The organism is Streptomyces lasiicapitis (genome assembly GCF_014646335.1).
Classification (GTDB): domain Bacteria; phylum Actinomycetota; class Actinomycetes; order Streptomycetales; family Streptomycetaceae; genus Streptomyces; species Streptomyces lasiicapitis.
In genome coordinates this window covers 158719-171087 of sequence record NZ_BMNG01000011.1, presented here as the reverse complement: position 1 = coordinate 171087, position 12369 = coordinate 158719, and the positions used below count along the sequence as shown (strand labels likewise).

At 71.2% G+C, this 12369-nt stretch carries 15 protein-coding genes; 13 read left to right on the top strand and 2 right to left on the bottom strand.

Annotated elements, in window-relative coordinates; genetic code table 11:
- Positions 1-51: 51 nt before the first annotated feature.
- The 8 genes from sufD to IEY91_RS24340 all read left to right on the top strand — a co-directional run bounded on the left by sufD (position 52) and on the right by IEY91_RS24340 (position 5443).
- Entirely contained in the window at positions 52-1233 is a 1182-nt protein-coding gene (gene sufD, locus IEY91_RS24375; RefSeq protein WP_164325992.1) for a Fe-S cluster assembly protein SufD, read from the top strand.
- Positions 1233-1562: a bifunctional 3-phenylpropionate/cinnamic acid dioxygenase ferredoxin subunit gene (locus tag IEY91_RS24370; RefSeq protein WP_164325993.1), complete on the top strand. Its 330-nt coding sequence runs from the start codon at positions 1233-1235 to the stop codon at positions 1560-1562. Before sufD ends, IEY91_RS24370 begins: the two co-directional genes overlap by 1 nt.
- A 7-nt stretch (positions 1563-1569) precedes the next feature.
- Positions 1570-2334: a Fe-S cluster assembly ATPase SufC gene (gene sufC / locus IEY91_RS24365; protein ID WP_164325994.1), complete on the top strand. Its 765-nt coding sequence runs from the start codon at positions 1570-1572 to the stop codon at positions 2332-2334.
- Positions 2331-3599, top strand: a complete 1269-nt coding sequence (locus IEY91_RS24360; RefSeq protein WP_164325995.1) for a cysteine desulfurase — start codon at positions 2331-2333, stop codon at positions 3597-3599. The genes sufC and IEY91_RS24360 overlap by 4 nt, the downstream gene beginning before the upstream one ends.
- A 15-nt stretch (positions 3600-3614) precedes the next feature.
- Positions 3615-4094, top strand: coding sequence for a Fe-S cluster assembly sulfur transfer protein SufU (gene sufU / locus IEY91_RS24355; protein WP_016642170.1), 480 nt, complete (start codon positions 3615-3617; stop codon positions 4092-4094).
- A complete protein-coding gene (locus IEY91_RS24350; protein ID WP_030358830.1) occupies positions 4091-4429 on the top strand; it encodes a metal-sulfur cluster assembly factor in 339 nt (112 codons plus the stop codon). The genes sufU and IEY91_RS24350 overlap by 4 nt, the downstream gene beginning before the upstream one ends.
- Positions 4430-4565: 136 nt before the next feature.
- Positions 4566-4886, top strand: a complete 321-nt coding sequence (locus IEY91_RS24345; RefSeq protein ID WP_229697207.1) for a DMT family transporter — start codon at positions 4566-4568, stop codon at positions 4884-4886.
- Positions 4886-5443, top strand: a complete 558-nt coding sequence (locus IEY91_RS24340) for a TetR/AcrR family transcriptional regulator (protein ID WP_189175696.1) — start codon at positions 4886-4888, stop codon at positions 5441-5443. Before IEY91_RS24345 ends, IEY91_RS24340 begins: the two co-directional genes overlap by 1 nt.
- Here IEY91_RS24340 and IEY91_RS24335 read toward each other — a convergent pair.
- Positions 5415-6332, bottom strand: coding sequence for a winged helix-turn-helix transcriptional regulator (locus IEY91_RS24335; protein ID WP_189175695.1), 918 nt, complete (start codon positions 6330-6332; stop codon positions 5415-5417). The genes IEY91_RS24340 and IEY91_RS24335 overlap by 29 nt on opposite strands.
- 103 nt (positions 6333-6435) lie before the next feature.
- On the opposite strand from IEY91_RS24335, the gene IEY91_RS24330 reads away from it, so the two are divergent.
- The 5 genes from IEY91_RS24330 to IEY91_RS24310 all read left to right on the top strand — a co-directional run bounded on the left by IEY91_RS24330 (position 6436) and on the right by IEY91_RS24310 (position 11282).
- Positions 6436-7665 (top strand): MFS transporter, encoded by a 1230-nt coding sequence (locus IEY91_RS24330; RefSeq protein ID WP_229697206.1) that lies wholly within the window; start codon positions 6436-6438, stop codon positions 7663-7665.
- A gap of 33 nt (positions 7666-7698) precedes the next feature.
- The gene (gene dapD / locus IEY91_RS24325) at positions 7699-8697 is read left to right on the top strand and encodes a 2,3,4,5-tetrahydropyridine-2,6-dicarboxylate N-succinyltransferase (protein ID WP_164325999.1); all 999 of its coding nucleotides are present in this window, start codon (positions 7699-7701) and stop codon (positions 8695-8697) included.
- An 88-nt stretch (positions 8698-8785) separates the two neighbouring features.
- Positions 8786-9388 (top strand): hypothetical protein, encoded by a 603-nt coding sequence (locus IEY91_RS24320; protein WP_229697205.1) that lies wholly within the window; start codon positions 8786-8788, stop codon positions 9386-9388.
- A 116-nt stretch (positions 9389-9504) separates the two neighbouring features.
- Positions 9505-10059, top strand: a complete 555-nt coding sequence (locus IEY91_RS24315) for a SigE family RNA polymerase sigma factor (RefSeq protein WP_189175694.1) — start codon at positions 9505-9507, stop codon at positions 10057-10059.
- Positions 10056-11282 carry a WD40 repeat domain-containing protein gene (locus tag IEY91_RS24310; RefSeq protein WP_189175693.1) on the top strand — a complete coding sequence of 409 codons (1227 nt, stop codon included), beginning with the start codon at positions 10056-10058 and terminating at the stop codon, positions 11280-11282. Before IEY91_RS24315 ends, IEY91_RS24310 begins: the two co-directional genes overlap by 4 nt.
- Here the strand turns inward: IEY91_RS24310 and dapA are convergent.
- A complete protein-coding gene (dapA, locus tag IEY91_RS24305) occupies positions 11243-12235 on the bottom strand; it encodes a 4-hydroxy-tetrahydrodipicolinate synthase (protein ID WP_189175692.1) in 993 nt (330 codons plus the stop codon). The genes IEY91_RS24310 and dapA overlap by 40 nt on opposite strands.
- Positions 12236-12369: the final 134 nt, after the last annotated feature.

Here is a 12369-nt window from a genome sequence, read left to right as displayed (position 1 = left end):
AGCAGTCGCCAGATTTCTTGACGTACGTAGGAAGAGAGCAGACCGACAGCCATGGCTGAGGCTCAGAACATCCCGGTGGGCTCGACCACCGCAGGCCAGATCGCGGTGGCCGCCGAGTCGACCGTCGCCACGCGCATGAGCGCGCCCCCCTCCTTCGACGTGGCGGACTTCCCGGTCCCGCACGGCCGTGAGGAGGAGTGGCGGTTCACGCCGCTCGAGCGCCTTCGCGGGCTGCACGACGGCACCGCGGTCGCGACCGGCGACGGCGTGCGGATCGACATCGAGGCCCCCGAGGGCGTCGTCGTCGAGACCGTCGGCCGTGACGACGCGCGGCTCGGCAAGGCGGGCACCCCCGTGGACCGCGTGGCCGCCCAGGCCTACTCCGCCTTCGAGAAGGCCGGTGTCGTCACCGTCCCCAAGGAGACGGTGCTCACCGAACCGATCCGCATCGCCGTGCACGGCGAGGGCGGCGTCGCCTACGGCCACCAGGTCATCGAGCTCGGCGCGTTCGCCGAGGCCGTCGTGGTCATCGACCACACCGGTGACGCGGTCCTCGCGGCCAACGTCGACTACGTCCTCGGCGACGGCGCCAAGCTGACCGTCGTCTCCGTCCAGGACTGGGACGACAAGGCCGTCCACGTCGGCCAGCACAACGCGCTGATCGGCCGGGACGCCACCTTCAAGTCGTTCGTGGTCACCTTCGGCGGCGACCTCGTGCGCCTGCACCCGCGCGTGAGCTACGCGGGCACCGGCGGCGAGGCCGAGCTCTTCGGCCTGTACTTCACGGACGCGGGCCAGCACCAGGAGCACCGCCTCCTCGTCGACCACAACGTCCCGCACTGCAAGTCCAACGCCGTCTACAAGGGCGCGCTCCAGGGCGAGCAGGCGCACGCCGTCTGGATCGGCGACGTCCTCATCGAGGCCAAGGCCGAGGGCACGGACACCTACGAGATGAACCGCAACCTCGTCCTCACGGACGGCGCCCGCGTGGACTCCGTACCGAACCTGGAGATCGAGACCGGCGAGATCGTCGGCGCCGGTCACGCCTCCGCCACCGGCCGCTTCGACGACGAGCAGCTCTTCTACCTGATGGCCCGCGGCATCCCGGCCGACGAGGCCCGCCGTCTGGTGGTCCGTGGCTTCTTCGCCGAGCTGGTCCAGCAGATCGCCGTCGCCGACATCGAAGAGCGCCTCCTCGTGAAGATCGACGAGGAGCTGGAGGCGTCCGTCTGATGGCATTCGTACGCGCCTGTGACCTGAGCGAGCTGGAGGAGGACACCCCGAAGCGGGTGGAACTCGACGGCACGCCGGTCTCGGTCGTCCACACCGAGGGCGAGGTGTTCGCGATCCACGACATCTGCTCGCACGCGAACGTCTCCCTCTCCGAGGGCGAGGTGGAGGACTGCCAGATCGAGTGCTGGCTGCACGGTTCCGCCTTCGACCTGCGCACCGGCAAGCCGTCCGGCCTGCCCGCGACGCGCCCCGTCCCCGTATACCCCGTAAAGATCGAAGGGGGCGATGTGCTCGTTGACGTACACGCCTCCCCTTCCCAGGAGTCCTGAGGCACCCATGGCAACGCTTGAAATCCGAGACCTGCACGTCACCGTCGAGGCCGACAACGCCACGAAGGAGATCCTCAAGGGCGTCGACCTCACCGTGAAGCAGGGCGAGACGCACGCCATCATGGGCCCGAACGGCTCCGGCAAGTCGACCCTCGCCTACTCCATCGCGGGCCACCCCAAGTACACGATCACGCAGGGCACCGTCACCCTCGACGGCGAGGACGTGCTGGCGATGGAGGTCGACGAGCGCGCCCGCGCCGGCATGTTCCTCGCCATGCAGTACCCCGTCGAGGTCCCCGGCGTCTCCGTCTCCAACTTCCTGCGTACGTCGGCGACGGCGATCCGCGGCGAGGCCCCCAAGCTGCGCACCTGGGTGAAGGAGGTCAAGGAGTCGATGGCCGCGCTCCAGATGGACCCCGCCTTCGCCGAGCGCAACGTCAACGAGGGCTTCTCCGGCGGTGAGAAGAAGCGCCACGAGATCCTCCAGATGGAGCTCCTCAAGCCGAAGATCGCGATCCTCGACGAGACCGACTCCGGCCTGGACGTCGACGCCCTGCGCGTGGTCTCCGAGGGCGTCAACCGCATCCGCGAGACGGGTGAGGTCGGCACGCTCCTGATCACGCACTACACGCGCATCCTGCGCTACATCAAGCCCGACTTCGTGCACGTGTTCGCGAACGGCAGGATCGCCGAGTCCGGCGGCGCCGAGCTCGCCGACAAGCTGGAGAACGAGGGCTACGAGGCTTACGTGAAGGGCGGCGCATCCGCGTGACTGTGGCCCACCAGGGGCTTACCGGCCTCCTCGACACCGAGGCGCTCCGCAAGGACTTCCCGATCCTGGAGCGCACGCTCCACGACGGCAAGAAGCTCGTGTACCTGGACAACGCGGCGACGTCGCAGACGCCGCGCCAGGTCATCGACGTGCTCAGCGAGTACTACGAGCAGCACAACGCCAACGTCCACCGCGGCGTGCACGTCCTCGCCGAGGAGGCCACGGCGCTGTACGAGGGCGCCCGTGACAAGGTCGCGGAGTTCATCAACGCGCCCAGCCGCGACGAGGTGATCTTCACCAAGAACGCCTCCGAGTCGCTGAACCTCGTGGCCAACATGCTCGGCTGGGCCGACGAGCCCTACCGCGTGGACCACGAGACCGAGATCGTCATCACGGAGATGGAGCACCACTCCAACATCGTGCCGTGGCAGTTGCTCTCGCAGCGCACGGGCGCGAAGCTGAAGTGGTTCGGCCTCACCGACGACGGCCGGCTCGACCTGTCCCACATCAACGAGGTCATCACGGAGAAGACGAAGATCGTCTCCTTCGTCCTGGTCTCCAACATCCTGGGCACGGTCAACCCGGTCGAGGCCATCGTGCGCCGCGCCCAGGAGGTCGGGGCCCTGGTCCTGATCGACGCCTCCCAGGCCGCGCCGCACATGCCGCTGGACGTGCAGGCACTGCAGGCCGACTTCGTGGCCTTCACCGGCCACAAGATGTGCGGCCCGACGGGCATCGGCGTGCTGTGGGGCCGCCAGGAGCTCCTGGAGGACCTGCCGCCGTTCCTGGGCGGCGGCGAGATGATCGAGACGGTCTCGATGCACTCGTCGACGTACGCGCCCGCGCCGCACAAGTTCGAGGCGGGCACCCCGCCGGTCGCGCAGGCCGTCGGCCTGGGCGCCGCCGTGGACTACCTCACCGCCATCGGCATGGACAAGATCGCCCAGCACGAGCACGCGATCACCGAGTACGCGGTCAAGCGCCTCCTCGAGGTCCCCGACCTCAAGATCATCGGCCCGTCCACGGCCGAGGACCGCGGCGCCGCGATCTCCTTCACGCTCGGCGACATCCACCCGCACGACGTGGGCCAGGTCCTCGACGAGCTGGGCATCGCGGTCCGGGTCGGCCACCACTGCGCCCGCCCCGTCTGCCTGCGGTACGGAATTCCCGCGACCACGCGAGCGTCGTTCTATCTGTACTCCACGCCCGGCGAGATCGACACACTCGTCGAGGGCCTGGAGCACGTACGGAACTTCTTCGGCTGAGGGGCTGGCTGGGACGTGAAGCTGGATTCGATGTACCAGGACGTGATCCTGGACCACTACAAGCATCCGCACGGGCGCGGTCTGCGCGACGGCGACGCCGAGGTGCACCACGTCAACCCGACGTGCGGCGACGAGATCACGCTGCGCGTGAAGTACGACGGCTCGCGCATCGAGGACGTGTCGTACGAGGGCCAGGGCTGCTCCATCAGCCAGGCCAGCGCGTCCGTCCTGAACGAGCTGCTCGTCGGCAAGGACCTCGCCGAGGCGCAGAAGATCCAGGGCGTGTTCCTGGAGCTGATGCAGTCCAAGGGCAAGCTGGAGCCGGACGACGCGATGGAGGAGGTCCTGGAGGACGCGGTCGCGTTCGCCGGGGTCTCGAAGTACCCCGCGCGCGTGAAGTGTGCTCTGCTGAGCTGGATGGCGTGGAAGGACGCGACGGCGCAGGCACTCGGCGCCGACGTCGAGGCCGCAGAGGCCGAAAGGAAGACGGCATGAGCGAGAACGAGACGCTGACCACCAAGCCGGCCTCCGAGGAGGAGGTCCGCGAGGCGCTGTACGACGTCGTCGACCCCGAGCTGGGCATCGACGTCGTCAATCTGGGCCTGATCTACGGCGTGCACATCGACGACGCCAACATCGCCACCATCGACATGACGCTCACGTCCGCGGCCTGCCCGCTGACCGACGTCATCGAGGACCAGGCGAAGTCCGCGACGGAAGGCATCGTCAACGAGCTCAGGATCAACTGGGTCTGGATGCCGCCGTGGGGCCCGGACAAGATCACGGACGATGGCCGCGAGCAGCTTCGGGCGCTGGGGTTCAACGTCTGATTTTCTCTGGCTCGGGGGCCTGCTGAGGCCTGCCTGAGGTAGCGCAGAAGGGCCCGCACCCATGGGTGCGGGCCCTTCTGCATGCGCCCGTCGCGACTATGTACACCCGTACGCATCGTTGTGTACGCTAGTACGCATGGGATACGGACTGCTGGCCGCGGCCATCGCGGCGGAGGTGGCCGGGACGACGGCCATGAAGTACAGCGAAGGGTTCAGCCGGCTCTGGCCGTCGCTGCTCACCGTCGCGGGGTATCTGCTGGCCTTCACGCTGCTCGCGCAGACGCTGAAGACGATGTCGGTGGGGACGGCCTATGCGATCTGGGCGGGGATAGGGACCGCCGCGGTCGCCGGCATCGGGATGCTGTTCCTGGGGGAGTCGACGAGCCTGGTCAAGATCTCGGGCATCGTGCTCGTCATCGTGGGCGTCGTCGTGCTGAACCTCGGCGGGGCCCACTGATGGCCCGGCGCTACGACCCGGACCGGCGGCAGCGGATCATCGACGCGGCGCTGCGGGTCGCGGCCGCCAAGGGCATCGCGGGCCTCAGTCACCGGTCCGTCGCCGCCGAGGCCGATGTGCCGCTGGGGTCGACGACGTACCACTTCAAGACGCTCGACGACCTCCTTGTGGCCGCGCTGCGCCAGTCCAACGAGGGCTTCGCGCAGCTCGTGCGCGACCGCGGGGTGCTGCGGGACCCGGACGCCGACATCCCCGCCGAGCTGGCGGCGCTGCTCGGCGAGTGGGCCTCCGGGCGGCGCGATGCGGTCGAGCTGGAGTACGAGCTCTATCTGTCCGCCCTGCGCCGCCCCGCGCTGCGGCCGGTGGCCGCCGAGTGGTGCGAGGGCGTCGCCGAGGTCCTGCGGGAGCGGACGGACCCCGTCACCGCGCGCGGCATGGTCGCGGTGATGGACGGGGTCTGCCTCCAGGTGCTGCTCACGGGGAGCGAGTACGACGAGGCGTACACCCGGGAGCTGCTCGGGCGGGTGCTCAACTCAGCTGGTTCCGCAGCGAGTTGACCCTCGCCAGGGCCGTGTCCACGCTCGCCGTCACGTCCGTGACCGGGTACTGGACGTCCCGTACGACCCGGTCCGCGTCCACGACGAGCGTCAGCCGCTTGAGGCGGCTCACGCCCGCCGCGCGGAACGTCGGCAGGCGCAGGGCCGCCGTCAGGGCGAGGTCCGCGTCCGACAGGAGCGGGAAGCGCAGGCCCTCCTTCTCGGCGAACGCCCGCTGCTCGTCGGGGCGTTGGGTGGACACGCCGCGCACGGCCGCGCCCGCCGCGGTGAACTCCGCGAGCCGGTCGCGGTAGGTGCACGACTCCAGCGTGCAGCCGGGCGCGCCCGGGATCGTGGACCAGCCCGGGGGGTAGGCGTCCTTGCGGGCGTAGGCGCCCGGGAAGCAGTACAGGACGGTGAACGGTGCGGTTCCGGGCGCTCCCGGTGTCGCCCCCGCCGCCACCGGGTCCGTCAACTCACCGGTGTCCGCGAGGAGTTGGAGCTCGGGAACCCGCGTCCCCAGCAGTTCGTGTACACGCCGTGCCTCCTGCGAGGCCTCCGTCGGTGCCGTCGCCGTCATCTCTCCCTCTCCCAACACCCAGGTGTCCCCCCAGTCCTGGAGGGCGATCAGCACCGGCAGCAGGGCGCGGCCGCGCGGCGTGAGGCGGTACTCGTGACGCGGCGGGCGGTCCTGGTACGGCACCCGGGCCAGCACATCCGCGTCGACCAGGAGGCGCAGCCGCTCGGCCAGCACCTTGCGGGACAGGCCCAGTTCGCGCTGGAGCTCGTCGAAGCGGTGCACCCCGCGGGCCGTGTCGCGCACGATCAGCAGGGTCCACCAGTCGCCGACGACGTCCAGGGCCTGCGCGATGGCGCAGTGGGCGTCGCCGAGGCTCGTACGGCGTGGCATGTCCCTCACACTCTCCCCGGGCCGGTGGGGCGTTGACCCGGAGCTTCGCATGCTGCCATAGTCCGTTCCCAAAAGGAACTCACTGCGTTTTTCCGGGGGTGGCATGCTGCGCGGGCTGCGCGACATACCGAGGACCGTGTGGCTGCTCGCCGCGGGTCAGTTCTTCAACATGGTGGTGGCCTTCACCTTCGTCTACTTCTTCGTGTACCTGACGCACGAGCGCGGTCTGTCCGTCGCGCAGGCCGGGCTCATCAGCGGCATCGGCGGCGCGGGGCAGGTCGCGGGGAACTTCACGGGCGGATGGTTCGGCGACCGCCACGGCCACCGGCGCGTGCTGCTCGTCGGCTCGCTCGTCAGCGGTGTGGGCGTGCTGTCGCTGCCCGTGCTTCCGGTGGCGTTGCTGTACGTCGTGCCCGTGCTCAGCCAGTACGCGGGCGGGTGTGCGCGGGCCGCCAACGGGGCGCTCGTCGCGGTGACCGTGCCGGAGGGGGCGCGGCGGCAGGGGTTCGCGGTCATGCGGTTCGCGGGCAACGCCGGGTTCACGGTGGGGCCGCCGCTGGGCGCGCTGCTCATCGCGCAGTTCTCGTACGGCGTGCTGTTCGTCGTGGACGGGGTGGGGACGCTGGTCTTCGCCGCGTACGCCGCGCGCGTGCTGCCCTCGCGGGGGGTCGTCCACCCCGTCGCCGGGGGTGCGCCGGACGCGCCCGGGGTGTTCGCCGCGTTGCGGGTGCGGCCGACCGTCGTGGTGCTGCTCGGCGCGATTCTGGTCACCGACCTCGTCTATCGGCAGCAGTACTCGACGCTGCCCACGGATCTTGCCCGGCACGGGCTCGACACCGGGTTCTACGGGTGGCTTCTCGCGATCAACGGAGGGCTCATCCTGCTGCTCGAACTTCCGGTGACCCTGGCGCTGCGGGGGCGGCGGCCGTTGCTGATCATCGGAGGCGGGGTGCTGTTGGTGGGGGCGGGGTACGGGGTGCTCGCCTTCGGGGTCGGGGCGGGGTCCGCCCTCGCGATGATGGGGCTGCTCACCGCGGGGGAGATCCTCTACAAGACTCCGGCCACCGCGTACGTCGCCGACAGTGCGCCCGCGCATGTGCAGGGGCGGTTCCAGAGTCTGTACTCGGGGGTGTCGGTGAGCGGGGTCGTGCTGTCGGCGCCGTTGGGTGGGGCGCTCTACACGGCGGCACCGGGGGCCTTGTGGCCGGTGTGCGCGGTGCTGGCCGGTGGGGCCGGGGTGCTGCTCCTTGTGGCGGGGCGGGCGGCTCGACCAGGGGTGTCCCGTACCAAGGAGGTGCGCTCGGTACGTGAGACGGGGACCCGTACCGGTTAGCTTCCGTCGGTCCGGCCCGGTTAGGTTTCACTCATGACCGATACGCCTTCTGTTGACACCTCCCGTACGACCGGCGCAGTCGCCGCCGGGCTCGCCACCCTCGCCGCCGACGGCACCGTCCTCGACACCTGGTTCCCCGCGCCCGAGCTCGTCGCCGAGCCGGGCCCCGCCGGGACCGAGCGGCTGACCGCCGAGCGCGCCGTGGAGCTGCTCGGCGAGGGCGCCGCGAAGGCGATCGGGGCCGACGCCCGCCGCGGCGTGGAGGTCGTCGCCGTACGCACGGTCATCGCGTCCCTGGACGACAAGCCGCTCGACGCCCACGACGTGTACCTGCGCCTGCACCTGCTCAGCCACCGTCTGGTCAAGCCGCACGGCCAGAACCTGGACGGCATGTTCGGGCTGCTCGCCAACGTCGCCTGGACCTCGCTCGGCCCGGTCGCCGTGGACGACCTGGAGAAGGCGCGCCTGAACGCCCGCGCCGAGGGCCTGCACCTCGCGGTGACGTCCGTCGACAAGTTCCCGCGCATGACGGACTACGTCGCCCCCAAGGGCGTACGCATCGGCGACGCCGACCGGGTCCGGCTCGGCGCGCACCTCGCCGAGGGCACGACCGTCATGCACGAGGGCTTCGTGAACTTCAACGCGGGCACGCTCGGCACGTCCATGGTCGAGGGCCGCATCTCGGCGGGCGTCGTCGTGGGCGACGGCTCGGACATCGGCGGCGGCGCCTCCACCATGGGCACCCTCTCCGGCGGCGGCAACGTCCGCATCGTCATCGGTGAGCGCTGCCTCATCGGCGCCGAGGCCGGCGTCGGCATCGCCCTCGGCGACGAGTGCGTCGTCGAGGCGGGCCTGTACGTCACCGCCGGCACGCGCGTCACGATGCCCGACGGCGAGATCGTCAAGGCCCGTGACCTGTCCGGCGCCTCCAACATCCTCTTCCGCCGCAACTCGGTCACCGGCGCCGTCGAGGCCCGCCCGAACAACGCGGTCTGGGGCGGCCTCAACGACGTGCTCCACAGCCACAACTGACAGAGCACGAAACCAGCACGAAGGGCGCCCTCCTCGCCGGAGCGGCGCCCTTCGTGCGTATGCTGCGCGGCAACGAGGGGAGATCCACATGAACAGAACCGGAACGCGCGCGTTGGCCTCGGGGGCCGCCGCCGTGGTCGTGCTGCTCGCGGGATGCGGGCAGAGCGTGGGGCGGGACGCGGGCGCGCACGCCTCCGTGGACCGCGCGGCCGCCGGGGGCCACACGTACAAGCTCCGGCACAGCGACATCCACTGGAGCGGCAGCCCCAGCCCCTTCGAGTCGCAGGTGAAGCTCCCGGACGGCCGCCGCGTGGCCATGCACTACCTCAAGAACAAGCGGCTCTACGTCCAGGACTACAGCCCCCGCGCGCGCGGCTGGTCCAAGCCCGCCGTCGTCTACCGCGCCCAGACCGACGCCTGCCAGGGCATCACGCTCAAGGCGAGGGCCGGCACCGTCGCGGCGATCGCGGACTTCGGCGTCTACTGCTCGGACGGCGAGCCCCCGACGGAGTCGATCGCCGCCGTCGCGACCGGGCGACTGACGAAGTGGGACCGCCACCTCACCAAGAACTTCGACGGCTGGGCCAAGGCCGACATCACGGAGAACGGCAAGCAGGTCACGTTCAAGTACCACTCCGACCGGCTGAAGTGGACCAAGGCGAAGGGCTTCCCCAAGAACCCGCTCGACTGACACCGCACCACGCTCCGCCCCGGACCCGCGTCGCGCCACAGGCATAGCGACGCGGGTCCGCGCACGTCATCCACAGCAGAGGGGGCAGCAGGGCCGCCGGAGACGAGAAGGTGACGATGGATGCCGAGAGCCAGGACCGCTTCCGGGAGTTCGTGGAGAGCAGATCCGCCGCCCTGCTGAGGACCGCCGTGCTGCTGTGCGGCGGCGACCGGCACGCCGCCGAGGACCAGTTGCAGACCGCCCTGGTGAAGGTCGCGGGCCGGTGGAGCAGGGTCGAGGACCCGGAGGCGTACGTCCGGCAGGTCCTCTACCGCCAGCAGATCAGCTGGTGGCGCCTGAAGTGGCCGCGCCGCGAGGTGGCCGTCGCCGAGCCGCCCGAGCGCGCCGACGACGGCGGGGAGAGCGCCGCCGAGCTGCGCGTCGTGATGCGCGGCGCGCTCGCCCGGCTCACCCCGCGCCAGCGCTCCGTGCTCGTCCTCAGGTACTACGAGGACCTGCCGGAGGCCGACGTCGCCCGGATCCTCGGGTGCTCCGTCGGCACCGTCCGCAGCACCGCGCACCGCTCCCTCGCCCGGCTGCGCTCCCTCGCCCCCGAACTGGCCGCGCTCGGCCCGGCCGTCGCCGAGGCCCCGCCGCCCCGTGACATCTCGCCTGTGGAGGTACGTCCGTGAACGTTGACCAGCTGGTGCGCGAGGCGCTCCAGGAACAGGCCGCCGAGCAGGGCGGACCGCGCGGGGACCTGGCGGGCCGGGTGCTCGCCGCCAGGCGCCGCCGACGCGCCCGGACCATCGGGGGTGCCGCGCTCGGCACGGCCGCCGCCGTCGTGGTGGGCGTGACCGCCCTCGACTCGGGGCGCGAGGACGCGGGCCCGGCGAGCGCGTCCCGCACGGGCGACGTGATCGCGCACCCCGGCCAGTCGGTGCCCCGCGACTTCGTCGCCGCAGGAAGGACCGGCCTGGCCGGATACTCCGTCACCCGTGACGTCCCGCAGCGCAACGGCGACGAACTCCTCGCCCGCTCGTACTTCCTGCTGAACCCCAGGACCATGAAGTACGAGAAGGCCGACACCAAATGGGCCTGGGTCGCCGTCGCCCCCGGCATGCGCACCGCCGCCGTCCTGGAGGGCGAACTGCCGACGCGCCGCGTCGGGATGCTCGACCTGCGCACGGGCAAGGTGACGCGCTGGATCACGCTGGACCACGGCGTGGCGGGCGTCGAGTGGTCCCCGGACGGCAAGCGTCTGGTGGCGACCGCGTACCGCAAGAACCCGGACCGGATGGTCGCCGTGCCCGGCAACGGCTCCGTGAGCTGGCCGCGGCACCACGGCAGCCGCACCGGCTACGTCCTGATCGAGGCCGCGTCCGGCAAGGTCGGCCCCTTCCGTGACGTGCCCCAGCCCTCCCCGGACGAGGACGGCATGTTCCCCGGCGTCTCGCGCCAGGACCTGCACTTCAACCACGACGGCACCCGGCTCTACGTCCAGCAGTACGCGCGTCAGGGCAAGAAGGACTACCGCGACTGGTACACCCTGAGCGGCAGGCCGACCTCCGCGCCCGCCGCCGAGAAGTACGCCGGCTGGCCGCAGGCCGGACTCTCGCCCGACGGCAAGCTGCTCGCGGCCGACGGCGACGCCAAGGGTTCGCCGGTCCTCGACCCGAGGACCGGCAAGAAGGTCGCGTGGGTGCCGAGCCAGGAGCAGCTCGCCTGGGCCGACAGCAAGCGGATCGTCGCGCTCGCCTGCGCCGACCCGGCGCGGTGCACCGGCAAGAACGACGACCGCAAGCGGCTCGTGCTCGTCACCGTCGGCAGCAAGAAGGCCGTGCCGCTGACCGCCGTCCGTGGGAAGGTCGAGGGCTACAAGCGCGTGTGGACGCCGATGCTCACCGCGCGCTGAACCGCCCCGGCCGGGAGCGCTCCGCCGAGTGCCTCGTACGCCGCAAGCAGCCCGTCGACCGCCTTCCGGTCGGCGGGCAGCAGGGGTGCGCGGACCGGACCCGCGGGCAGACCGAGCGCGCCGAGGAGTGCCTTCGCCGTGACCGTGCCGGGCAGGCCGGAGGCCATCATCAGCTCGATGAGTTCGCTGAGCTGCCGCTGACCGCGCGCGGCGCTCGCCGTGTCGCCCGCGTCGAACGCGTCCACGATCGCCCGCAGCGTGCGTGGCGCGACGTTGGCGACCGTGCTGATGTACCCGGCGCCGCCGAGCGCGTACAGCGGCAGGACGAACTCGTCGCAGCCCGTGTAGTACGCGAGGTCCGAGTGCGCCATCACCTTGGCGGAGCCGAGCAGGTCGTACGCGCAGTCCTTGACTCCCACGATCCGCGGATGCTCCGCGAGGCGCAGCATCGTGTCCGGCTCGATGCGGGTGCCGGTGCGGCCCGGGATGTCGTAGAGCAGCACCGGCAGGCCCGACACGTCCGCGACCGCGCGGAAGTGCGCCTCGACCGCGTCCTGCGGCGGCTTGCTGTAGTACGGCGTGACCACGAGCAGGCCGTCCGCGCCCGCCTTCTCGGCCTGCAGGGCGAGTTCGGCGGTGTGCGCCGTGTCGTTGCTGCCGACGCCCGCGACGACGGTGGCCCGGCCGCCGACCGCCTCCCGGACGGCGCGCACGAGCGCCGCCTTCTCCGCGTCGGACGTCGTCGGGGACTCCCCGGTGGTGCCCGAGAGCACCAGGCCCTCGCAGCCGTCCGCGACCAGACGGTCGGCGAGGAGCTGGGCGCCGTCGAGGTCGAGGGTCCCGGACGCCGTGAAGGGCGTGATCATCGCGCACAGGGCGCGGCCGAAGGGGGCGGATGCGGGCGGGGCCGCGCCGGGCGGGGGAGCTGCGCCGGGCAGGGAGGTTGCGGTCATAAGGGCAGTCTCGACGCGCCGGTGATGAAGCTCCACTTAATTCTGCTACGAGGTAATTCGCAGACCTGCTACAGCATGCGGGGCGGCAGTTCAGGGACCGTACCAACTCGCCCCGGAATACGTCACCATGGCGG